23 protein-coding genes are annotated in these 20,970 nt (G+C 71.5%); 11 read left to right on the forward strand and 12 right to left on the reverse strand.

Features of this window, described 5'->3' with window-relative positions; genetic code table 11:
• Nucleotides 1-13: 13 nt before the first annotated feature.
• On the forward strand, nucleotides 14-430 hold the full coding sequence (locus AAT21_RS24460; RefSeq protein WP_046779134.1) for a hypothetical protein: 417 nt from the start codon (nucleotides 14-16) through the stop codon (nucleotides 428-430).
• An 89-nt stretch (nucleotides 431-519) separates the two neighbouring features.
• On the opposite strand, the gene AAT21_RS24465 is transcribed toward AAT21_RS24460, so the two are convergent.
• Nucleotides 520-1,473, reverse strand: coding sequence for a DeoR/GlpR family DNA-binding transcription regulator (locus AAT21_RS24465; RefSeq protein WP_079025938.1), 954 nt, complete (start codon nucleotides 1,471-1,473; stop codon nucleotides 520-522).
• A 175-nt stretch (nucleotides 1,474-1,648) separates the two neighbouring features.
• A complete protein-coding gene (locus AAT21_RS24470; RefSeq protein ID WP_046779136.1) occupies nucleotides 1,649-3,088 on the reverse strand; it encodes an NAD(P)H-quinone dehydrogenase in 1,440 nt (479 codons plus the stop codon).
• A gap of 198 nt (nucleotides 3,089-3,286) precedes the next feature.
• Between AAT21_RS24470 and AAT21_RS24475 the strand changes: the two genes are divergently transcribed.
• The 3 genes from AAT21_RS24475 to AAT21_RS24485 all read left to right on the forward strand — a co-directional run bounded on the left by AAT21_RS24475 (nucleotide 3,287) and on the right by AAT21_RS24485 (nucleotide 6,370).
• On the forward strand, nucleotides 3,287-3,724 hold the full coding sequence (locus AAT21_RS24475; protein WP_030822886.1) for a gamma-glutamylcyclotransferase: 438 nt from the start codon (nucleotides 3,287-3,289) through the stop codon (nucleotides 3,722-3,724).
• Between the two features lie 157 nt (nucleotides 3,725-3,881).
• The gene (locus tag AAT21_RS24480) at nucleotides 3,882-4,688 is read left to right on the forward strand and encodes a purine-nucleoside phosphorylase (protein ID WP_045321862.1); all 807 of its coding nucleotides are present in this window, start codon (nucleotides 3,882-3,884) and stop codon (nucleotides 4,686-4,688) included.
• Between the two features lie 35 nt (nucleotides 4,689-4,723).
• Nucleotides 4,724-6,370: a phospho-sugar mutase gene (locus AAT21_RS24485; protein ID WP_046779137.1), complete on the forward strand. Its 1,647-nt coding sequence runs from the start codon at nucleotides 4,724-4,726 to the stop codon at nucleotides 6,368-6,370.
• A 342-nt stretch (nucleotides 6,371-6,712) separates the two neighbouring features.
• Here AAT21_RS24485 and AAT21_RS24490 read toward each other — a convergent pair whose 3' ends face one another.
• The 3 genes from AAT21_RS24490 to afsQ1 are packed head-to-tail and all read right to left on the reverse strand — an operon-like array spanning nucleotide 6,713 to nucleotide 9,520.
• Entirely contained in the window at nucleotides 6,713-7,366 is a 654-nt protein-coding gene (locus tag AAT21_RS24490; RefSeq protein WP_046779422.1) for a hypothetical protein, read from the reverse strand.
• Nucleotides 7,359-8,945, reverse strand: a complete 1,587-nt coding sequence (locus AAT21_RS24495) for a sensor histidine kinase (protein WP_412180339.1) — start codon at nucleotides 8,943-8,945, stop codon at nucleotides 7,359-7,361. Before AAT21_RS24495 ends, AAT21_RS24490 begins: the two co-directional genes overlap by 8 nt.
• Nucleotides 8,843-9,520, reverse strand: a complete 678-nt coding sequence (afsQ1, locus tag AAT21_RS24500) for a two-component system response regulator AfsQ1 (RefSeq protein WP_063754818.1) — start codon at nucleotides 9,518-9,520, stop codon at nucleotides 8,843-8,845. Before afsQ1 ends, AAT21_RS24495 begins: the two co-directional genes overlap by 103 nt.
• 212 nt (nucleotides 9,521-9,732) lie before the next feature.
• Between afsQ1 and AAT21_RS24505 the strand changes: the two genes are divergently transcribed.
• Nucleotides 9,733-10,431: a SigE family RNA polymerase sigma factor gene (locus tag AAT21_RS24505; RefSeq protein WP_046779139.1), complete on the forward strand. Its 699-nt coding sequence runs from the start codon at nucleotides 9,733-9,735 to the stop codon at nucleotides 10,429-10,431.
• A 161-nt stretch (nucleotides 10,432-10,592) separates the two neighbouring features.
• Here the strand turns inward: AAT21_RS24505 and AAT21_RS24510 are convergent, their stop codons facing one another.
• Nucleotides 10,593-11,294: a uridine kinase family protein gene (locus AAT21_RS24510; RefSeq protein WP_079025939.1), complete on the reverse strand. Its 702-nt coding sequence runs from the start codon at nucleotides 11,292-11,294 to the stop codon at nucleotides 10,593-10,595.
• Nucleotides 11,295-11,345: 51 nt separating this feature from the next.
• On the opposite strand from AAT21_RS24510, the gene AAT21_RS24515 reads away from it, so the two are divergent.
• The gene (locus AAT21_RS24515; RefSeq protein WP_030822874.1) at nucleotides 11,346-11,693 is read left to right on the forward strand and encodes a hypothetical protein; all 348 of its coding nucleotides are present in this window, start codon (nucleotides 11,346-11,348) and stop codon (nucleotides 11,691-11,693) included.
• A gap of 374 nt (nucleotides 11,694-12,067) precedes the next feature.
• Here AAT21_RS24515 and AAT21_RS24520 read toward each other — a convergent pair whose 3' ends face one another.
• From AAT21_RS24520 to deoC, 3 genes are read right to left on the reverse strand one after another with little or no spacing between them, the layout of a single operon-like run.
• On the reverse strand, nucleotides 12,068-12,964 hold the full coding sequence (locus AAT21_RS24520; protein WP_046779140.1) for an aldehyde dehydrogenase family protein: 897 nt from the start codon (nucleotides 12,962-12,964) through the stop codon (nucleotides 12,068-12,070).
• Nucleotides 12,957-14,393, reverse strand: a complete 1,437-nt coding sequence (locus AAT21_RS24525; RefSeq protein ID WP_046779141.1) for an aldehyde dehydrogenase family protein — start codon at nucleotides 14,391-14,393, stop codon at nucleotides 12,957-12,959. Before AAT21_RS24525 ends, AAT21_RS24520 begins: the two co-directional genes overlap by 8 nt.
• Nucleotides 14,394-14,398: 5 nt before the next feature.
• Complete coding sequence (gene deoC / locus AAT21_RS24530) at nucleotides 14,399-15,361, reverse strand: deoxyribose-phosphate aldolase (protein ID WP_030896165.1); 963 nt, start codon at nucleotides 15,359-15,361, stop codon at nucleotides 14,399-14,401.
• A 252-nt stretch (nucleotides 15,362-15,613) separates the two neighbouring features.
• Here deoC and AAT21_RS37740 point away from each other — a divergent pair, with 252 nt between their 5' ends.
• The 5 genes from AAT21_RS37740 (at nucleotide 15,614) to AAT21_RS24555 (ending at nucleotide 18,472) form a co-directional block, all read left to right on the forward strand.
• Entirely contained in the window at nucleotides 15,614-16,612 is a 999-nt protein-coding gene (locus AAT21_RS37740; RefSeq protein WP_046779142.1) for an LPXTG cell wall anchor domain-containing protein, read from the forward strand.
• Entirely contained in the window at nucleotides 16,609-16,872 is a 264-nt protein-coding gene (locus AAT21_RS40080) for a sortase domain-containing protein (protein ID WP_412180340.1), read from the forward strand. Before AAT21_RS37740 ends, AAT21_RS40080 begins: the two co-directional genes overlap by 4 nt.
• A 36-nt stretch (nucleotides 16,873-16,908) precedes the next feature.
• The gene (locus AAT21_RS24545) at nucleotides 16,909-17,544 is read left to right on the forward strand and encodes a PH domain-containing protein (protein ID WP_046779143.1); all 636 of its coding nucleotides are present in this window, start codon (nucleotides 16,909-16,911) and stop codon (nucleotides 17,542-17,544) included.
• 119 nt (nucleotides 17,545-17,663) lie between these two features.
• A complete protein-coding gene (locus AAT21_RS24550; RefSeq protein ID WP_046779425.1) occupies nucleotides 17,664-18,233 on the forward strand; it encodes a VanZ family protein in 570 nt (189 codons plus the stop codon).
• A 38-nt stretch (nucleotides 18,234-18,271) separates the two neighbouring features.
• On the forward strand, nucleotides 18,272-18,472 hold the full coding sequence (locus tag AAT21_RS24555) for a PspC domain-containing protein (RefSeq protein WP_030964393.1): 201 nt from the start codon (nucleotides 18,272-18,274) through the stop codon (nucleotides 18,470-18,472).
• Nucleotides 18,473-18,484: 12 nt separating this feature from the next.
• On the opposite strand, the gene AAT21_RS24560 is transcribed toward AAT21_RS24555, so the two are convergent.
• The 3 genes from AAT21_RS24560 to AAT21_RS24570 form a co-directional block, all read right to left on the reverse strand.
• Nucleotides 18,485-19,258, reverse strand: coding sequence for a hypothetical protein (locus tag AAT21_RS24560; RefSeq protein WP_235439212.1), 774 nt, complete (start codon nucleotides 19,256-19,258; stop codon nucleotides 18,485-18,487).
• Nucleotides 19,259-19,394: 136 nt separating this feature from the next.
• Complete coding sequence (locus tag AAT21_RS24565) at nucleotides 19,395-19,643, reverse strand: hypothetical protein (RefSeq protein WP_030964396.1); 249 nt, start codon at nucleotides 19,641-19,643, stop codon at nucleotides 19,395-19,397.
• Nucleotides 19,644-19,782: 139 nt separating this feature from the next.
• Nucleotides 19,783-20,931 (reverse strand): adenosine deaminase, encoded by a 1,149-nt coding sequence (locus AAT21_RS24570; RefSeq protein ID WP_030851223.1) that lies wholly within the window; start codon nucleotides 20,929-20,931, stop codon nucleotides 19,783-19,785.
• Nucleotides 20,932-20,970: the final 39 nt, after the last annotated feature.

A 20,970-nucleotide genomic window follows, 5' to 3' on the forward strand; every position in this document is an offset into this window, starting at 1 on the left:
GGAGCTCCGCCAGATGGAGACAACCTTCGGACCCGAATTCATCAAAGCGTACCGGGGCGTCTGGGGCGTCGAAAGCGAAACGGAGGACATCCACCCGTCACGGGATGTCGCAGCCTGGGCGGGATTCACAGAGGAATGCCTCTCGGGTTACGGAGACTCCCTACCCGAGTACAACTTCGAGCTGTACGTGAGAGACCGGCTACAGAAAGCTCTCGACAGTCCGATCCTGCAAAAGCAAGCCGATTACGAATCGTTTCTGGCTGCAGTTTCCACTACTGATGAGGACTTTCGCAACGCCACTCCCGTATTCATCGAAGTAGCCAATCCCAGCGCTCTCGGCTGGTGGCACACGCGTGTACCGGACAAAGCCGGAGCAGAGTTCGCAGACGACGTCGGGAGCCGGTTCGGGGTGACGATCAACATCGTGTGACCGAGGCACCGGCAGAACGGCCGGCTACGGCCTCCATTCCAGTCCCGCATGGGGCACTTGGAGGCCGCAGCCGGCGGACCGGAAGCGGACTACCGCCGCCGCATGTCCGCCACGCGGGCCCGTTCGCGGTCGCCCGGGTCCGGCAGGGCCGACGCGCTGCGGAGTTGGGCCGTGGGGCCGCCGCGGCGCTGGACCGGGAGGGGGGAGTCGCGGCGGGGGCGGCGGCCGCCCAGGCCGTCCAGGCCGCCGGAGGCCGCGGCCTGGCCGCCCGCCACCGTGATCTGGACACCCTGGTCCGCCAGGGCCTGGAGCTCGGTGGCGGCGCGGTCGTCGTGCGGCGGGGGCTCGTCCGTGACCAGGCGGGTCATCACGTCCGTCGGCACCGTCTGGAACATCGTGTCCGTGCCGAGCTTGGTGTGGTCCGCCAGGACCACCACCTCCGCGGCCGCCTGAACCAGCGCCCGGTCCACGCTCGCGCTGAGCATGTTGGACGTGGACAGGCCGCGCTCCGCCGTCAGACCGCTGCCCGACAGGAAGGCCCGGGAGACCCGCAGGCCCTGGAGGGACTGCTCGGCCCCGCTGCCCACCAGGGCGTAGTTGGATCCGCGCAGGGTGCCGCCCGTCATGACGACTTCGACCCGGTTGGCGTGGGCGAGGGCCTGGGCGACCAGGAGGGAGTTGGTCACGACGGTCAGGCCGGGCACCCGGGCGAGCCGGCGGGCCAGCTCCTGGGTCGTGGTGCCCGCGCCGACGACGACGGCCTCGCCCTCTTCGACGAGGCCGGCCGCGACATCGGCGATGGCGGTCTTCTCCGCCGTCGCGAGATGGGACTTTTGCGGAAAGCCGGACTCCCGCGTGAAACCGCCCGGCAAGACCGCACCGCCGTGTCGGCGGTCGAGGAGTCCTTCGGCCTCCAGCGCCCGCACGTCCCGCCGTACGGTCACTTCGGAGGTCTGGACGACACGGGCGAGCTCCCGGAGCGAAACCGCTCCGTTGGCCCGCACCATTTCGAGGATCAATTGGCGACGTTCTGCAGCGAACACGAAACTGACAGTAACCCCAACGACCGTCTGGTTTCAGCTCTTTGCGCCGGAATACCGAAGTTGTCCATATGGCAGGGCGACTAGTGGTATACGCGGCCCGAGGTCCGGGTGAACACCCGGCCACGCGGCGGCCCCACGCCCCAACGCCCTTGGGGGGTGGGGCGGTTGGGGAGGGTTACGCCTCCCCGCCGGCCTTGCGGGTGTGCAACTGGCGGGCCACCTCGGCGATCGACCCCGACAGCGAGGGGTACACGGTGAACGCGTTTGCGATCTGCTCGACCGTCAGATTGTTGTCGACGGCGATCGAGATCGGGTGGATGAGCTCGCTCGCACGCGGGGAGACGACCACACCGCCGACCACGATGCCGGTGCCCGGGCGGCAGAACATCTTCACGAAGCCGTCCCTGATGCCCTGCATCTTGGCGCGCGGGTTGCGCAGCAGCGGCAGCTTCACCACACGGGCGTCGATCTTGCCGGCGTCCACGTCCGCCTGGGTGTAACCGACGGTGGCGATCTCGGGGTCGGTGAAGACGTTGGAGGACACCGTCTTCAGGTTCAGCGGGGCCACCGCGTCGCCGAGGAAGTGGTACATCGCGATGCGCCCCTGCATGGCGGCGACGGAGGCCAGCGCGAAGACGCCCGTGACGTCACCGGCGGCGTAGACGCCCGGCGCCGAGGTGCGCGAGACCTTGTCGGTCCAGATGTGCCCGGATTCCTTGAGGCGGACGCCGGACTCCTCCAGGTTCATGTTCCGCGTGTTCGGGATCGCGCCGACCGCCATCAGGCAGTGGGTGCCGGTCAGCACCCGGCCGTCGGAGAGGGTGACCTCGACCCGGTCGCCGACCCGCTTGGCGGACTCGGCGCGCGAGCGCCCGACGACGTTCATGCCGCGGCGCCGGAAGACGTCCTCCAGGACGGCGGCCGCGTCGGGGTCCTCGCCCGGCAGCACGCGGTCGCGGGAGGACACCAGGGTGACCCGGGAGCCGAGCGCCTGGTACGCGCCGGCGAACTCGGCACCGGTCACACCGGAACCGACCACGATGAGCTCCTCGGGGAGCTCGTCCAGGTCGTAGACCTGCGTCCAGTTCAGGATGCGCTCGCCGTCGGGCTGGGCGTCGGGGATCTCGCGCGGGGTGCCGCCGGTGGCGATGAGGACGGCGTCCGCCGTCAGGATCGTCTCGGTGCCGTCCGCGGCGGTGACGATGACGTCCCGGGTGCCGTCGATGCCCTGCGGGCCGCCGAGCTTGCCGCGGCCGCGCATGACCTTGGCGCCGGCCCGGGTGACGGAGGCGGTGATGTCGTGCGACTGGGCGAGCGCGAGGCGCTTGACACGCCGGTTCACCTTGCCGAGGTCCACGCCCACGACACGCGCGGCCTGCTCGAAGTGCGGGGTGTCGTCCGCGACGATGATCCCCAGCTCCTCGTAGGAGGAGTCGAAGGTGGTCATCACCTCTGCGGTCGCGATCAGAGTCTTGGAAGGTACGCAGTCGGTCAGGACCGATGCCCCGCCCAGACCGTCGCAGTCCACGACGGTCACCTCCGCGCCGAGCTGGGCGCCGACCAGCGCCGCCTCATACCCGCCGGGTCCGCCGCCGATGATCACGATCCGGGTCACGAAAAGTCCGCCTCACGTCTACCCGGCCGGCTGCCGCCCCGGCCGGCGGTCCGGGGGTTCTCCCCGGGGGATGCATTCCGTGCTCCATTGTCCCGCACGCTTCAAGGTGCTTCGCGCCCGGTCCCCGCCCGGGACTCCGTCCGGGTGTACCGCCGCCTGGCACACCTCCGCGGCCACCCCTCCCGTACCCTCGACCTCATGTCGCTCTACGCCGCGTACGCCGGCAACCTCGACCCGCGGCTGATGACGCGCCGCGCTCCGCATTCGCCGCTGCGCGGCACGGGCTGGATCAACGACTGGCGGCTGACCTTCGGCGGCGAGCAGATGGGCTGGGAGGGTTCCCTCGCCACCATCGTCGAGGCCCCCCGCCACCAGGTCTTCGTCGCCCTGTACGACATCGCCCCGCTGGACGAGGACTCGATGGACCGCTGGGAGGGCGTGGGGCTCGACATCTACCGGCGCATGCGGATCCGGGTGCACACGCTGGACGGCGAGGAAGCCGCCTGGTGCTACGTGCTCAACGGCTACGAGGGCGGCCTGCCCTCGGCGCGCTACCTGGGCGAGATCGCGGACGCGGCCGAGTCCGCGGGCGCCCCGCACGACTACGTGATGGAGCTGCGCAAGCGCCCCTGCTGATTCCCCCCACGGGACCGCCCGAACGGAATTCCGGGCGGTCACCACAGGTCACGCCGGGTCACGGCGGACATTTGGTCGGAAACGACAAGACAACGATCCGAGCATGGTGAGCTGTGCCATCTACGCGCGTAGGCAATGAGCGGCTACGCTCGTCTGCGTGAACGCATCTGTTACCGATCCCACCGCCGCCGCCGACGCCGCAGCCGCCCGCCTGCGGGAGCTCACCGGCGCCGAGACCCACGATGTCGCCCTCGTCATGGGCTCCGGCTGGGCCCCCGCCGCCGAGGCCCTGGGCGCCCCCGAGGCCGAGTTCCTCGTCACCGAGCTGCCCGGGTTCCCCCCGGCCGCCGTCGAAGGACACGGCGGCAAGGTCCGCTCGTACAAGATCGGCGACAAGCGTGCGCTGGTCTTCCTCGGCCGCACCCACTACTACGAGGGCCGCGGCGTCGCCGCCGTCGCCCACGGTGTCCGCACCGCCGTCGCCGCGGGCTGCAAGACCGTCGTGCTGACCAACGGCTGCGGCGGTCTGCGCGAGGGCATGCAGCCCGGCCAGCCGGTCCTGATCAGCGACCACATCAACATGACGGCCACCTCGCCGATCATCGGCGCGAACTTCGTGGACCTGACGAACCTGTACTCGCCCGGGCTGCGCGCGCTGTGCAAGGAGATCGACCCCTCCCTGGAGGAGGGCGTCTACGTCCAGTTCCCCGGCCCGCACTACGAGACCCCGGCCGAGATCAACATGATCCGCGTGATGGGCGCCGACCTCGTCGGCATGTCCACCGTGCTGGAGGCCATCGCCGCCCGTGAGGCCGGCGCCGAGGTGCTCGGCATCTCCCTGGTCACGAACCTGGCGGCGGGCATCTCCGGCGAGCCGCTGAACCACGAAGAGGTCCTCCAGGCCGGCCGCGACTCGGCCGCGCGCATGGGCAAGCTGCTGACCCAGGTCCTCGCCCGCATCTGAGGCTCCGGGACCGTACGAGAGGTAAGGCGGAAGTAGTGCAGGAACAGGACGACCTGATCACCCGGGCCCGGGCCTGGCTGGCGGAGGACCCCGACCCGGAGACGGCGGCCGAGCTCGCCGCGCTCATCGAGGCGGGCGACACGGCGGAGCTCGCCGACCGGTTCTCCGGCACCCTCCAGTTCGGCACCGCCGGACTGCGCGGTGAGATCGGCGCGGGCCCGATGCGGATGAACCGCAGCGTGGTCATCCGGGCCGCGGCGGGCCTCGCGGCCCACCTGAAGGCCCAGGGCCACGCCGGCGGCCTGGTCGTCGTCGGCTACGACGCCCGCTACAAGTCGGCGGACTTCGCCCGCGACACCGCGGCCGTCATGACCGGCGCCGGGCTGCGCGCGGCCGTCCTGCCCCGCCCGCTGCCCACGCCCGTCCTCGCGTACGCCATACGGCACCTGGGCGCCGTGGCCGGCGTCGAGGTGACCGCGAGCCACAACCCGCCCCGGGACAACGGCTACAAGGTCTACCTCGGCGACGGCTCGCAGATCGTCTCCCCGGCGGACACGGAGATCGCGGCCCAGATCGCCCGCGTCGGCACGCTCGCCTCGGTCCCCCGTCCGGAGTCCGGCTGGGAGGACCTCGGCGACGAGGTCCTGGAGGCCTACCTCGCCCGTACGGACGCCGTCCTGACCCCCGGCTCCCCGCGGGGGGTGCGGACGGTCTACACGGCGATGCACGGCGTCGGCAAGGACGTCGTCATGGCGGCCTTCGCCCGGCACGGCTTCCCGGAGCCGGTCCTGGTCGCCGAGCAGGCCGAACCGGACCCGGCCTTCCCGACGGTCGCGTTCCCCAACCCGGAGGAGCCGGGCGCGATGGACCTGGCCTTCGCCCGGGCCGCCGAGGTCCAGCCGGACATCGTGATCGCGAACGACCCCGACGCGGACCGTTGCGCGGTGGCCGTCCCCGCCGCGGACGGCTGGCGGATGCTGCGCGGCGACGAGGTCGGAGCGCTGCTCGCGGCGCACCTGGTCCACAAGGGCGCGACCGGCGTCTTCGCGGAGTCGATCGTCTCCTCCAGTCTGCTGGGCCGGATCGCGGAGGCCGCGGGCGTCGGCCACGAGGAGACCCTCACGGGCTTCAAGTGGATCGCCCGCGTCGAGGGCCTGCGCTACGGCTACGAGGAGGCGCTCGGCTACTGCGTGGACCCCGAGGGCGTCCGCGACAAGGACGGCGTGACCGCCGCCCTGCTGGTGGCCGAACTGGCCTCGGAGCTGAAGGAGCAGGGCCGCACCCTGACCGACCTGCTGGACGACCTGGCGATGGCCCACGGCCTGCACGCCACCGACCAGCTCTCGCTCCGTGTGTCGGACCTGTCGGTCATCGCGAACGCCATGGCGCGGCTGCGTGCGGAGCCGCCGGTCTCGCTGGCGGGCCTGCGGGTCGTCTCGGCGGAGGACCTGACGAAGGGCACGCAGTCGCTGCCGCCCACGGACGGCCTGCGGTACTACCTCGACGGCGCGTACAAGGCCCGGGTGATCTGCCGCCCGTCGGGCACGGAGCCCAAGCTGAAGTGCTACCTGGAGGTCGTCGTGCCGGTGGCCGAGGCCTCCGACCTGGCGTCGGCGCGCGTGACCGGCCAGGAAGTGCTGGACGCGATCAAGAAGGACCTCGCCGCGGCGATGGGCGTCTGATTCCTCCGGCGCCGCTCGCGCGTCCCGGCCCCGGCGGGCCTCCCCGGCGTCGCGCCGCTGCGCCGGACTCCGTCCGTCGAACGGATTGCGGGGCTCCGGCCCCGTCCGGCCAGGTTCCCGTCCCGTCCGGCGGGGGCCTGGCCACCCGCTTCCCCTCGGCTCCCCGAACCTCGGCTCGGGGGGCCGTCGGCGTGTCCAGGGCCGCTGCGCGGAGCCTTCTCCCCGCTGAAAGACAGCCCCGCCGGCGTTTGAGGCGCGGGGGTCCGGGGGCGGAGCCCCCGCAACGGCGGCGCGCCCGGACCCGGATCCCGGCGCCCCCACGGGCAAGACCGGCTCGGGGCCTCAGCCTGTCGGGGACGCGGTCGCGGTCGCGGTCGGGCGGACGATTTCGCCCAGTGTCGGGACCGACTCCGGCCGCGAGCGGACCGCGTCCGTGCACTCCCACGCCCGCGGCGGATCGGCGTCCGGTCCGCCCAGGACCACCGGTCCCGGCCCGGCCGACACCGTCTCGCTGCCGGCCAGCGTGCACACGATCTGCGACAGCGCCACCGGCGGCAGATCCTCCGGCTTGCGGCTGAGCCGCACCGTGCCCGCCGGGTCGCCCGGCTTCGGTGCGCCCGCCGTCAGCCCGGCCGGAACCCCGGTCGTGAAGCCGGCGTCGCGCTCCTCCGCGCTCGGCGTCCGCTCCAGCGCCTCCAGCAGTGCCTGCGCGGCCTGCCCGACAGTGTCGCGTCCCTTGCCCTTCTCGGGCATCGGCACCAGCCGTTCCACGCCCACCAGCTGCGATCCGCAGACCAGCTCCACCGTGGCCGGGAAGCCCGGCACGCCGCTCTGCCCGCCCGGCTGCGCAGGGGTGTCGCACGAGACGCGCGAGGGCGCCGCGCCCACGTCCACGGGCACGGTCGTCGCCCGGATCCCGCAGCCCGCCGTGGCGAGCAACGTGATCCCGACGAGCGGGACCAGTACGGCCGGCACCGCCGGCGGGGTCCTACGCATCCGGATCACCACTGACCGCCTTTCGCACGTCCATCGGCAGCCGCAGGGTGAACAGCGCGCCCGCGCCCGGCACGTTGGCCGCGGTGATGTCGCCGCCGTGGATGTGTGCGTTCTCCACGGCGATCGACAGTCCCAGCCCGCTCCCGTCCGACTTCGGCCGCGAGGCGCTCGCCTTGTAGAAGCGGTCGAAGACGTGCGGCAGGACCTCCTCGGGGATGCCCGGCCCGTTGTCCTGGACCGCGATCACCAGCCAGTCGTCCTCCACGGTCACCGACACCCGCACCGGCGAGCCGCCGTGCTTGAGTGCGTTGCCGATCAGGTTGGCCAGGATGACGTCGAGGCGGCGCGGGTCGAGCCGCGCCATGATGTCCCGCTCGGCGTCGAGTTCGACGGCGTCGAGCCAGGCCCGGGCGTCGATGCAGGCCGTGACCTGGTCGGCGACGTTGACGTCGTCCAGGACCAGCTTGGCCGTACCGGCGTCGAAGCGGGTGACCTCCATCAGGTTCTCGACCAGGATGTTCAGCCGACGGGTCTCGCTGACGACCAGGCCGACCGCCGGTGCGATCATCGGATCGAGGTCCTCGACCTCCTCCTCCAGCACCTCGGCGACCGCCGTCAGCGCCGTCAGCGGGGTGCGCAGCTCGTGCGACATGTCCGCGACGAAGCGCCGGCTGGCCTCCTCCCGCGCGCTCATGTCGGCGACCTTCTTCTCCAGCGCCTCGGCCGTCTTGTTGAAGGTGTGCGACAGGTCGGCGAGTTCGTCGGTGCCGGACACGTCGAGCCGGTGGTCGAGTTCGCCCTCGCCGAGCCGTCGTGCCGCGTCGCCGAGCCGCTGTACGGGCTTGAGCACGGTGCGGGCGGCGGCCTGCGCGAGCAGCGCGGAGCCGAGCAGCGCGAGGATCGTCGCGATGGTCAGGGACCAGCCGAGCGCGTTGAGGTCGTCCCGTTCCTGGGCGAGCGACTTGTACATGTAGCCGGTGGGCCCGCCGCCCACGATCCGGGTGCCGCCGACGAGGTACGGATTGCCGCGCGGCTTCGTCCGCTGCCAGTACACGTGGTACTCGGCGTCGTTGGCCGCGGTCGTCTTCTGCCGGTCGTTCACTGCGTTCTGCAGCGACTTCGGCACGTCGGCGAGCCGGAAGTTGTCGGGCCCGGCCGCCCCGTACATCTGGCGGTTGTCCTTGCCCTCCTGCACGAGCAGCACGCTGTAGCCGGGGCTGCTGCCCGCCATCAGCTCGGCGGTGCGCTGCAGTTCCTCGGGCGTCGGGTCGGCGGGCAGGGCCGCGGCGCGGTTCTGCATCTCCTGCCGGAAGTCGCCGAGGGCGGCTTCCTGGACACGGGTGAGCACGGCCTCGCGGTTGAGCCAGTAGGCGATCCCGGACGCGGACACGGCCGCCGTCAGGGCGACCAGTGCGAAGACGACGAGGAGCCGCAGCCGCAGGCTGGTCCAGCGCCGGCCCGCGAGCAACGAGCGGATCACTGCGGGGAGTCCAGGCGGTAGCCGACGCCCCGGACCGTACGGATCAGGGTGGGCGAGGAGGGCACGTCCTCGACCTTGGCGCGCAGCCGCTGAACGCAGGCGTCGACGAGCCGCGAGTCGCCGAGGTAGTCGTGCTCCCAGACCAGCCGCAGCAGTTGCTGGCGGGACAGGGCCTGCCCGGGCCGGCGGCTCAGTTCGAGGAGCAGCCGCAGCTCCGTCGGGGTGAGCTGGAGGTCCTCGCCGTTCTTGGTCACCGTCATGGCGGCCCGGTCGATGACGAGGGAGCCGAAGCTCGCCGAGTCGCTCGACTCGCGTTCGCCGCGGCGCAGTACGGCCCGGATGCGGGCGTCGAGGACCCGCCCCTGGACCGGCTTGACGACGTAGTCGTCGGCGCCGGACTCCAGGCCGACGACCACGTCGATGTCATCGCTGCGCGCGGTGAGCAGGATGATCGGCAGTTGGTCGGTGCGGCGGATGCGCCGGCACACCTCGAAACCGTCGATCCCGGGCAGCATCACGTCCAGCACGATCAGATCCGGCCGCTGCTCGCGCAGCAGTTTCAGGCCGTCCTCGCCCGTCGCCGCGGTGGCCACACGGTGGCCCTGGCGTGACAGGGAGAGTTCGAGGGCCGTGCGGATGGCGTCGTCGTCCTCGATCAGCAACAGGAAAGGCACGGGCTCATTCTGTCTCATGGGCCGTCGGGAGTTCGACCGTCAGGAGGGCCGGATCCTGCGGGAGTCCGCCGGGGCCCTCCCGGCGGTCGCTGTGACAGTGCTGTGACAGTCGACGGACACCCCGGTTAAGTCGGCCCGGCAGTCTTCTTGTCAACGCACAGCTCAACGCACAGCGATCCGAAGCAGAGACACTCCACGACGGGGGGCGCGAGATGAACACGCTGCACAGCACCAGCACCAGCGCGGTTGTCACGCGGCTGCACGATGTGAACCGCCGGACGGCTGTCCGTACGGTGGCGGTCGCCCGGCCCCGGCCGGCCCACGTCGTAGCCATTGACGCACACCAGTACCAGGCGGTTCCCGCCCAGCAGCCGACCCCGTCCGCCACCTCCGAGGCGGAGTTCACGGCGTACGTCCAGGAGCGGCGCGCCGCCCTGTACGCGACGGCCTTCCACCTCACCGGTGACCGTTACGAGGCCGAGGACCTGCTGCAGAGCGCGCTGTTCTCCACGTACCGCGCCTGGGACCGGATCAGCGACAAGGCTGCGGTCGGCGGCTACCTGCGCCGCACGATGACGAACCTGCACATCAGCGCGTGGCGTCGGCGGAAGCTGAACGAGTACCCGACGGAGGAGCTGCCGGAGACGGCCTCCGACACGGACGCGATGCGCGGTACGGAGCTGCGCGCGGTGCTGTGGCAGGCGCTGACGCGGATCCCGGAGCCGCAGCGCACGATGCTGGTGCTGCGCTACTACGAGGGCCGCACGGACCCGGAGATCGCGGAGATCCTGGGGATCAGCGTCGGCACGGTGAAGTCGAGCATCTGGCGCTCGCTGCGGCGCCTGCGGGAGGACGAGTCGCTGAGCTTCGGCCGTGACGAGGCGGAGTCCTTCGAGGAGCTGGTCGCGTAACGCGACCCACGAAGACCATCGGGCCGGGGGCCCGTCCTACGGGGGTGGGACGGGGGCCGTTGGGGGGGAAGGAAAAGGCGGGATCGAGCGGCCGGGGGTCCGCTCGGTCCCGCCTTTTCGCATGCGCGGCTCCGGCGGTCGACGGGGTTGCCGGATGCGGCTCAGGCCGGGGTCGTCGTGCGGTGGCGGCCCGCAGCGGCGGCGGCCAGGCGACCGAGGGCTTCGTCACGGGCGCAGGCGTGCGCGCCGAGGGCGACATGGCGGGCCACGATGCCCCGCTCCGCACGCATCAGGCGCAGGCCGCGGCGCAGCAGGAACGGCACGGACTTGCGGCCCTCGCGCAGGTCGCGGGCGAGCCGGCGGCGGAAGGTCGTCGAGGGGCGGCCGCGCAGGCAGATGGCGTCGGCGAGGAGGCCGAGTTCCTGGCAGCGGGCGGCCACGTCCGCGGCGAAGATGCCCTCCGCGATGAACAGCGGGGTGCGGGCGATGTCGAGGGTGTCCCAGCCGGTGCGGGAGCTGGTGGCGATGTCGTACACCGGTACGTCCGTACGTCCCGACGCGCACAGCTCGGCGATCGCGGCGACGGCGGTGTCGGCGTCCCAGGAGAGCGGGGAGTCCCAGTCGATGTCGGAGCTGCCCTCCACGAGCGGGAGGGTGGGGTCGTCGGCTTCCTTGTAGAAGTCGTCGAGGCGCAGCACGGGCAGCCCGGAACGGGCGGCCAGCGAGGATTTTCCGGAGCCGGACGGACCGGTCAGGAGGACGACTCGGGTCGGCGAGGGGGAGGAAGAGCTCACGGGACACCAGTCTGAACCATTCCCCCGGGTAGGGGATCCTCCCGGTGACCGGTTGGTGTCCAGGAACACACCTCGACTACGCTGCGTGCGCACGCGACTACGACCACAGGCGGGATCCTCATGGCACGTCACGCAGCCCCTTCGGCACCGAACCGGCTCCGCAGCGCGGGCCTGACTCTCTCGATGGCCGGCGCCGCGCTGGCGATGGCGGCGGGGGGTGCGCAGGCCGGTGAGCTGGACGTGCCGGCGGCCCTGGCGGGGGTCACGGACCCGATCGCGAACCTCAAGGTGAACCCGCTGGCCCACACCGGTGTGGATCCGCTGGACAACGGGGTCGCCACCAAGGTGGCGGACTTCCCGGCGGTGGGCACGACGGCGGTCACGGGGATCCTCACCCAGGGCCCGTCGGTCGGCGAACTCCCCACGGCGGCGGTCTCGTCCCTCCTGGGCCCCCTGGCCCCCCGCTGAGCACGCGCTGCGCCCCCGGCGAGTGAGCCGAAGGCGGCGCGTCGGCGAAGGCGGGCGAGCGCCCGGAGAAACCGTGAGGAACGAGCGGTTTCGAGGACGTACGCCCGCCTGGAGCCGACAACAGCGCCGCCGGAGGCGAACCGAGCCCGGAAAGAGGGAGGAACGAGCGGTTTCGAGGACGTACGTCCGCCTGGAGCCGACAACAGCGCCGCCGGAGGCGAACCGAGCCCGGAAGAGGGGGGAACGAGCGGTTTCGAGGACGTACGTCCGCCTGGAGCCGGCGAAAGCGCCGCCGGAGGCGAACCGAGCCCGCAAACAGAGGGACCCGGCAGCGCGGGGGACGCTGCCGGGGCCGGTCTTGTGGGGGGCGGGTCCTAGTAGGACGAGCCGCCCGCGCCCAGCGACCCGGTGGGGTGCCAGACGGTCTTGGTTTCCAGGAACGCCGTCATGCGCGTGGTGCCCGGGTCGGCGTTCCAGTCGTCCACAGGCTGTGGACGCAGGACGCGCTTGAGGTTGTCTGCCGCCGCGATCTCCAGCTCCTTGGCGAGTGCCGCATCGGCCCCGGCCAGGTCGATCGCGTTGACGTCCTGGTGGGACGCGAGGTGCGGGCCCATCTCGCCGGCCTTGCCGGACAGGATGTTGACGACGCCGCCGGGCAGGTCGGAGGTGGCGAGCACCTCGCCCAGGGAGAGGGCGGGGAGCGGTGCCTTCTCCGAGGCGATGACGACGACCGTGTTGCCGGTGGCGATCACCGGGGCGATCACGGAGACCAGGCCCAGGAAGGACGAGTCCTGCGGGGCGACGACGGTGACGACACCGGTCGGCTCGGGGGTGGAGAGGTTGAAGAACGGGCCCGCGACGGGGTTGGCCCCGCCCACGATCTGGCCGATCTTGTCGGTCCAGCCCGCGTACCAGACCCAGCGGTCGATGGCCGCGTCGACGACGGCGGCGGCCTTCGACTTGGACAGGCCTTCGGCCTCGCCGACCTCGCGGACGAACTGTTCGCGGCGGCCCTCCAGCATCTCGGCGATGCGGTAGAGGATCTGCCCGCGGTTGTACGCGGTCGCGCCGGACCAGCCGCCGAAGGCCTTGCGGGCCGCGACGACCGCGTCACGCGCGTCCTTGCGGGAGGAGAGGGGGGCGTTGGCCAGCCACTTGCCCTTGGAGTCACTCACCTCGTACACCCGGCCGCTCTCGGAACGCGGGAACTTCCCGCCCACGTACAGCTTGTAGGTCTTGAAGACGCTCAGCCGCGTCGAAGACTCAGACATCGAGGTAGCCCTCCAGGCCGTGGCGACCGCCCTCGCGGCCGAAGCCCGACTCCTTGTAGCCGCCGAAGGGCGAGGTCGGGTCGAACTTGTTGAACGTGTTGGCCCACACCACTCCGGCGCGGAGCTGGTTCGCGACCGCGAGGATGCGCGAGCCCTTCTCCGTCCAGATGCCGGCGGACAGGCCGTACTGGCTGTTGTTGGCCTTGGCGACGGCCTCGTCGGGGGTGCGGAAGGTCAGCACGGACAGCACCGGGCCGAAGATCTCGTCGCGGGCGACGGTGTGCGCCTGGGTGACGTTGCTGAAGAGCGTCGGGGCGAACCAGTAGCCGGCGGACGGCAGCTCGCAGGCGGGGGACCAGCGCTCGGCGCCCTCGGCCTCTCCGGTGTCCGCGAGTGCGGTGATCCGGGCGAGCTGTTCGGCGGAGTTGATCGCGCCGATGTCGGTGTTCTTGTCGAGCGGGTCGCCGAGGCGCAGCGTGGACAGGCGGCGCTTGAGGGAGTCCAGCAGCTCGTCGTGGATGGACTCCTGGACGAGGAGGCGGGAGCCCGCGCAGCAGACCTGGCCCTGGTTGAAGAAGATGCCGTTGACAATGCCTTCGACGGCCTGGTCGATGGGGGCGTCGTCGAAGACGATGTTGGCGCCCTTGCCGCCCAGTTCCAGGGTGACCTTCTTGTCGGTGCCGGCGATCGAGCGGGCGATGGCCTTGCCGACGGCGGTCGAGCCGGTGAAGGCGACCTTGTTGACGTCGGGGTGCTCGACGAGGGCCGCGCCCGCGTCGCCGTATCCGGTGAGGATGTTGACGACGCCCTTGGGCAGGCCCGCCTGGCGGCAGATGTCGGCGAAGAACAGCGCGGAGAGCGGGGTGGTCTCGGCGGGCTTGAGGACGACCGTGTTGCCGGTGGCGAGCGCCGGGGCGATCTTCCACGCGAGCATCAGCAGCGGGAAGTTCCACGGGATGACCTGGCCGGCGACGCCGAGCGGGCGCGGGTTCGGGCCGTAGCCGGCGTGGTCGAGCTTGTCGGCCCAGCCGGCGTAGTAGAAGAAGTGCGCGGCGACGAGCGGGAGGTCCGCGTCGCGGGTCTCCTTGATCGGCTTGCCGTTGTCCAGGGTTTCCAGGACGGCGAGCTCGCGGCTGCGCTCCTGGATGATCCGGGCGATGCGGAAGAGGTACTTGGCGCGCTCGGAGCCGGGCAGCGCGGACCACTTCTCGAAGGCCTTGCGGGCGGCCTTGACGGCACGGTCCACGTCGGCGGCGCCGGCCTGGGCGACCTCGGAGAGGACTTCCTCGCTGCTGGGCGAGACGGTCTTGAAGACCTTGCCGTCGGCGGCGTCGGTGAATTCGCCGTCGATGAAGAGCCCGTAGGAGGGGGCGATGTCGACGACCGAGCGGGACTCGGGAGCCGGTGCGTACTCGAAGAGGGATGCCATGGTGATCAGTCCACCGTCACGTAGTCGGGACCGGAGTAACGGCCGGTGCTCAGCTTCTGGCGCTGCATCAGCAGGTCGTTGAGCAGGCTGGAGGCGCCGAAGCGGAACCAGGTGTTGCTCAGCCAGTCCTCGCCCACGGTCTCGTTGACCAGGACCAGGAACTTGATCGCGTCCTTGGTGGTGCGGATGCCGCCGGCCGGCTTCACGCCGATCTGGATTCCAGTCTGCGCCTTGAAGTCGCGGACGGCTTCGAGCATGAGCAGGGTGTTGGCGGGGGTGGCGTTGACGCCCACCTTGCCGGTCGACGTCTTGATGAAGTCGGCGCCCGCGAGCATGCCGATCCAGGAGGCGCGGCGGATGTTGTCGTACGTGGACAGCTCGCCGGTCTCGAAGATGACCTTCAGGCGGGCGGCGCTGCCGTCGGGGCGGACGCAGGCCTCCTTGACGGCCTTGATCAGCTCGTACGTCTCCAGGTAGCGGCCGGCGAGGAAGGCGCCACGGTCGATGACCATGTCGATCTCGTCGGCGCCGGCGGCGACGGCGTCGCGGGTGTCCGCGAGCTTGACGGGCAGCGCGGCGCGGCCGGCCGGGAAGGCGGTGGCGACGGAGGCGACCTTGACGTCGGCGCCATTCAGCGCGGCCTTGGCGGTGGCCACCATGTCGGGGTAGACGCAGACGGCGGCCGTCATGGGGGTCGTACGGTCGGTCGGATCGGGGTTGACGGCCTTGGCGGAGAGCGCCCGGACCTTGCCCGGGGTGTCCGCGCCTTCCAGCGTCGTCAGGTCGATCATCGAGATGGCCAGGTCGATGGCGTACGCCTTGGCCGTCGTCTTGATCGAACGGGTGCCGAGGGAAGCCGCGCGGGCCTCCAGGCCGACAGCGTCGACGCCGGGCAGCCCGTGCAGGAAGCGGCGCAGCGCACTGTCGGACGTCGTCACGTCAGCGAATGCGGTGAGGGTGGTGGGCATGGTCACCAGATGAGCATATCTACGCGCGTAGCGACCTGTCACCCCCCTCTCCCGATTCCGGCCGATCCGCTACGGAATCGACACCTCCGCTCTCCGTTACCGGCCCATGACAGGAGAGCGATCAACCGCGCGCACACGATCAATAGATTGCTGCCCAGCAGCCCGTCAGAAGCTCACCGGACGAAAGCCCGACAGGCAGAACGCGGCATGCGGCTCTCCTCCACGTCCCGAACCACGCTTCCAGGAGTCGTTGTGCGAACCGCCCTCCATGCCTCCCTCGCCACGGCCGTCCTCGCGGGTGCGCTCCTCGCCCCCGCCGCGGGCACCGCGTACGCCGCCACCACCGCCGGGCAGGCTGCGACCGTCGTCCAGGGATCCCCCGCCGACCGGTTCTCCGGCACCCCGGTGCACCTCGGTGAGGGCCTGGTGGCGGTGCTGCGCCACGAGGCGGAGGGCCCGGAGGCCTGGATCCGGGCCGTCGGGCCGGACTGGAAGCCGGGCGACAACTACATGTACCGCGTGCTGACCGTGCTGGACCGGATGAACCCCGTCGACTCCGCGAACGGCCTGCGGCTGGAGATCACCCGGCTGAACTCCGCCGCGCCGCTCCTCACGGTCACGAAGGCGGGCGTCGCCACGTCCTTCCCGATGCCGCTGTCCGAGGCGGGCCGGACCCACGGCGCCGAGTGCGTCTCCGCGACGAAGCGGCTCGCTCTGCACGGGACGATGGTCGCCGACCTGACGACGACGCCCGACGGGCCGCTGGTGCAGCTGGTGGACGGGGTCACCAAGCAGCCCTACGACAGGCTGACGCGCACCGGCCCGGCCCTGGCGAAGGGCGACCGGACCGTCGCCCGCATCGTGAACCCGGGCGCGGCCCGGCCGTCGTTCGCATACGAGACGCCCGGGCAGGCGGACCCCTTCGGGATCGCGCTCTTCCCGGAGCTCCCCGCGGGCTGCGCGTTCACCTACGCGTTCCAGGACGAGGCCCCGGCCCCGAAGCCGGAGGCCACGCCGCCCGCGAAGCCGTCCGCCACGGCCGCCTCCTCCACCGTCCCCGGCGCCCCGAAGGCGCGGACCGCCGGCCGGACCGCCGCCCTGCCCGAGGACGGTGTCGCCGCCGGGACCGAGCCCTCCGCCGAGAACACCGGCGACTCCACGAACGCCTACGCCGGCGCCGGCCTCGCGGCCGTCGTCGCCGGCCTCGGCGCGGCCTTCGTCGCCCGCCGCCGCGCCCGCACCCAGCGCTGACGCACCCTCTCGTACCGCGCCTCCTCAGGGACGTCTCGCGCATCCGCACCGGCGAGGAGATCACGGTCTCGCGGGCCGACGGCACCACCGCCGTCTTCCGTGTCCGCGAGCTGGAGCAGGCCGCCGGGGACCGCTTCCCGACCGCCAAGGTGTACGGCGACACCACCCGCCCCGAGCTGCGCGTCATCACCTGCGGCGGCGAGTTCAGCGACGGCCGCCTGCCCGGCAGCATCATCCTGTACACCGATCTCGTGGGCTGATGTGCCCACGCGGGACCGTGGGGCAGAATCGACCCCATGAGCAGCCAGCAGCCGACCGATGAACCGGTCTACGAAGACCGGGTCTACCGCTCCACCATGGGCGTCGCCTCGGGGGTGCTGCTGCTCGCGCTGACGGCGTGGCTCTGCGGGGACGCCGTCCTGCGCGGCTCCGGGAACACCCCGTGGATCGCGCTGGCGGTGGCGCTGTGCCTGGTCCCGCTGATCGTGGCGTTCACGATCCGCCCGGCCGTCTTCGCCAACGACGACCGGATGCGCGTGCGCAACCCGTTCCGGATCATCGAGCTGCCGTGGGCCGCCGTGGACGCGGTGCGCTCCGGGTACTCGGCGGAGGTGCTGGCCGAGGGATCCAAGTACCAGCTGTGGTCCGTGCCCGTCTCGCTGCGCGAGCGGAAGAAGGCCAACCGCCAGCGCCTGCGCCACGAGGGGCTCCGCGACCGGGAACAGCGGTCCCCCGGCGAGAAGGCCCGGGTCCCGGCCGAGCCGATGCGGGCCAGTGCGGACCGGATCGTCGACGAGCTCCAGCGGCTGGCCGAGCGCGGGGCGGAGCGGGCCGGCGCCCAGGGCAGTGTGCGCGTGCAGTGGTCGTACGAGATCATCGCGCCCGCCGTGGCCGGCGCGCTGCTGCTGATCGTCCTGCTCGCGGTCCGCTGACCCGGCCGGCTGCCGACGGCAGGCTGTCGGTGGCCGACGGCGCCGGTCCGTGCCCGCCGCCACACCCGCCGGGCGGAACCGGGGCCACCACGTGGTGCGTCCTCGCAGGTGTGCAGCGTATTGAGGCCGACGGCAGTCCCGCCGGCGCCACCGCGATCCCCCTCCGTCTGCGACTCCTGGCCGGGGTCCTGCTCGCCGCCCATCTCCTGGCCGTCGGCTGGCTGACCCTGCGCCCTCTCGACGTTCCCTGGGCCGCCGCCGGCAATCTGTCCCCGCTGGAGGGGATCAGGGCCGACCTCGCCCTCGGACCGCTGGAGGCCACCCGGCGGATCGGGGAGGGACTCGCGCTGCTGGCCCCGCTCGGGGTGCTGGTACCGCTGGTCAGCGGGCGGCTGCGGCTGTCGCGGCTGGCCCAGTGGTCCTCGCTCGCGCGGACCACCGCCGCGGGTGCGCTGGTCTCGATGAGTATCGAGATGCTCCAGAGCGGGGTCCCGGGCCGGGTCGTCGACGTGGACTCGGTGCTGCTCAACACCCTCGGCGTGCTGCTGGCGCACGCTGCCGTCGTACCGGCTCTGCGGGCGCGGATGCGCCGCTCACAGGCCGTTTATCAGGGGGACACCCCGAGGATTTCCAGGGTCGGGCTCGGCCCGTGGACCGACGTTCTGTCCGCGGTCCAGCGGGAGTATTGAGGCATCGCAAGAAAGCGGTCCCGACGAAGGAGAACCTCATGAGCGCCCTGGTCCGCCCCCGTGACGGCCGTTGGATCGGTGGAGTCTGCGCCGGACTCGCACGGCGTTTCGGAATGTCCGCGAACACGATGCGCGCCATATTCGCGGTCTCGTGCCTGCTGCCCGGCCCGCAGTTCCTGATCTACATCGCGCTGTGGGTGCTGCTGCCGAATGAGAAGTCCACCTCGGCCGCCTGGTAGCGGGGCCGCCGCTCAGCCGGCCTTCCCGACCTTCTCCAGCTGCTTGTCGGTCACTTCCTGCGGCACCTGGACCTTCTGCTGACCACCCGCCACATTGAGGGCCATCAGCCGTACGACGGTGTCGCCCTCGCGTACGACGACGAGGTGGACCTGCGCCGAGACGCCCTGGGCGGCCGCGGTCGTGGTCCAGCTGACGCTCTCGTCACCGGCCGTGCGGTAGTCGGTGGCGCGGACCTCGCGGTAGCTGCCGGTCTGCTTGTCGACCGTGGCGGAGAAGCCCGTACCGCAGGCGGCGACGGCTGCCTTGAGCCGGGCCATCAGCGCCTTGGCGTCGCTCTCGGAGTAGGAGCTGACGGAGGCGGAGACCGCGAGACCCGCCTGCTTCTGGGACCCGATGCCGCGGTTGACGGTCTCGCGCGCGGCGGGGTCCGGCTTGTCTCCCATGATGTCGGCGAGCGGCTGGCAGGCCTTCTTGTCGGCCTGCGGCTGTCCGTCCGGGGCGTTGGGGTTCTTGCCCTGGGCGGAGATCTGGTAGCCGGGCAGGTCGCCCTGGGCGAGCGCGGACCGCTCCAGCTTGGTGCCGCCGGTCTTCGGCGGGGGCGATCCGCCCGGGGCCGGGGACGCCGCGGGGGCGCCGGGCGCGCCGCCGGTGCCGGCCTCGGACCCCTTGGGGTCGGGGGACCTGCCCGTCGCGGGGGCCTCCGTGCTGCTGCACCCCACTGCGGCGAACAGCAGGGCGGGGACCAGCGCGACCAACGTCGCTCGTGCCTTCACTCGTGCCTTCATGCGCATGACCGAGAACCTCATACCCCGTGCGTCGGCGGGCAGTTGGTGGTGATCGTGGCACACCGCACGGCGGCACACACACCTCGTCGAAGGAGCGTGCGACCGCCGTGCGCGCGTTCGCCGTTTCGCTTCGGTGTCAGCCGTTGAGGGCGCCGGTGACCGGACCCAGCAGGCCGGTGACCGCGGCGGTGGGGTCGCTCGGCTGTCCCTCTTCGGCCTTCATCTGCTGCTGGCTGGTGACGCCCTCGAGCGCGCCGGTGGCGGTGCCCAGCGCGTCGGTGATGCCGATGGCGGGAACGGCGGCGGAGGCGGTACCGGCGGCGACGGCGGCGAGGGCGGCACCGACGGCGGCGGCACCGAGGAACTTGGCAGCTGACTGCTTCATGAAAGGTATTCCTTGCGACGGGGAATTGAGCGGCTCCGCAAACTAGTCACTTCAAACCCCCGCCCGCAAACATCCGTTAATACGAGAAAGCGCCCGGAAATTGCCTCTCCCGGGCGCTTTCAGTACGTCATGCCATGGCCTACGCCGAGACAGAACCGCTGGTGGAGGCGGTCTGACGGAAAAGCCACTCCGACTTCAGCTCCGCATAGCCGGGCTTGATGACCTCGTTGATCATGGCCAGTCGTTCATCGAAAGGAATGAACGCGGACTTCATCGCATTGACGGTGAACCACTGCATGTCGTCCAGCGTGTAGCCGAAGGTATCCACGAGGTGCTCGAACTCGCGGCTCATGCTGGTGCCGCTCATCAGGCGGTTGTCGGTGTTGACCGTGAGCCTGAAGTGCAGCTTGCGCAGCAGACCGATCGGGTGCTCGGCGTACGAGGCGGCCGCGGCCGTCTGCAGATTCGAGGTCGGGCACATCTCCAGGGGGATGCGCTTGTCCCGGACGTAGCTGGCCAGGCGGCCGAGCTTGACCGAGCCGTCCTCGGCGACCTCGATGTCGTCGATGATCTTCACACCGTGACCGAGGCGGTCGGCGCCGCACCACTGCAGTGCCTGCCAGATCGAGGGCAGGCCGAAGGCCTCGCCCGCGTGGATCGTGAAGTGGTTGTTCTCGCGCTTGAGGTACTCGAAGGCGTCGAGGTGGCGGGTGGGAGGGAACCCGGCCTCGGCGCCGGCGATGTCGAAGCCGACGACGCCGTTGTCGCGGTAGCGGTTGGCCAGCTCCGCGATCTCCAGCGCGCGGGCCGCGTGGCGCATCGCCGTCAGCAGGGCGCCGACGCGGATGCGGTGGCCGTTGGCCTTGGCGCGGCGCTCGCCCTCACGGAAGCCGTCGTTCACGGCCTCGACGACCTCTTCGAGGGTCAGGCCGGCTTCCAGGTGCTGCTCGGGGGCGTAGCGGATCTCGGCGTAGACGACGCCGTCCTCGGCCAGGTCCTCGGCGCACTCGGCGGCGACGCGGTAGAGGGCCGCCTTCGTCTGCATGACCGCGCAGGTGTGCGCGAAGGTCTCCAGGTAACGCGGCAGGGAGCCGGAGTCGGCGGCCTCGCGGAACCAGATGCCGAGCTTGTCGGCGTCGGTCTCGGGGAGGTTCTCGTAGCCGACCTCGCGGGCCAGCTCGATGATGGTCCCGGGACGCAGTCCACCGTCGAGGTGATCGTGCAGGAGCACCTTGGGAGAACGACGGATCTGATCCGGGGTCGGCAGGTTGGGGGTCTCGCTCGTCATCTGCGCACTCTACTCCTACGCGCGTAGAGCGTCGTGTCC

It is taken from the genome of Streptomyces yangpuensis (assembly GCF_001005295.1).
GTDB lineage: Bacteria > Actinomycetota > Actinomycetes > Streptomycetales > Streptomycetaceae > Streptomyces > Streptomyces yangpuensis.

What these genes read in the sequence shown, in the direction of transcription:
- deoC (WP_030896165.1), bottom strand. Translation starts at nt 15,361, where the DNA reads ATGCCCACCACCCTCACCGCATTCGCTGACGTGACGACGTCCGACAGT.
- AAT21_RS24475 (WP_030822886.1), top strand. Translation starts at nt 3,287, where the DNA reads ATGTCGCTCTACGCCGCGTACGCCGGCAACCTCGACCCGCGGCTGATG.
- AAT21_RS24520 (WP_046779140.1), bottom strand. Translation starts at nt 12,964, where the DNA reads ATGTCTGAGTCTTCGACGCGGCTGAGCGTCTTCAAGACCTACAAGCTG.
- AAT21_RS24505 (WP_046779139.1), top strand. Translation starts at nt 9,733, where the DNA reads ATGAACACGCTGCACAGCACCAGCACCAGCGCGGTTGTCACGCGGCTG.
- AAT21_RS24565 (WP_030964396.1), bottom strand. Translation starts at nt 19,643, where the DNA reads ATGAAGCAGTCAGCTGCCAAGTTCCTCGGTGCCGCCGCCGTCGGTGCC.
- AAT21_RS24555 (WP_030964393.1), top strand. Translation starts at nt 18,272, where the DNA reads ATGAGCGCCCTGGTCCGCCCCCGTGACGGCCGTTGGATCGGTGGAGTC.
- AAT21_RS24490 (WP_046779422.1), bottom strand. Translation starts at nt 7,366, where the DNA reads ATGCGTAGGACCCCGCCGGCGGTGCCGGCCGTACTGGTCCCGCTCGTC.
- AAT21_RS24570 (WP_030851223.1), bottom strand. Translation starts at nt 20,931, where the DNA reads ATGACGAGCGAGACCCCCAACCTGCCGACCCCGGATCAGATCCGTCGT.
- AAT21_RS24560 (WP_235439212.1), bottom strand. Translation starts at nt 19,258, where the DNA reads ATGAAGGCACGAGTGAAGGCACGAGCGACGTTGGTCGCGCTGGTCCCC.
- AAT21_RS24460 (WP_046779134.1), top strand. Translation starts at nt 14, where the DNA reads ATGGAGACAACCTTCGGACCCGAATTCATCAAAGCGTACCGGGGCGTC.
- AAT21_RS24545 (WP_046779143.1), top strand. Translation starts at nt 16,909, where the DNA reads ATGAGCAGCCAGCAGCCGACCGATGAACCGGTCTACGAAGACCGGGTC.
- AAT21_RS24525 (WP_046779141.1), bottom strand. Translation starts at nt 14,393, where the DNA reads ATGGCATCCCTCTTCGAGTACGCACCGGCTCCCGAGTCCCGCTCGGTC.
- AAT21_RS24515 (WP_030822874.1), top strand. Translation starts at nt 11,346, where the DNA reads ATGGCACGTCACGCAGCCCCTTCGGCACCGAACCGGCTCCGCAGCGCG.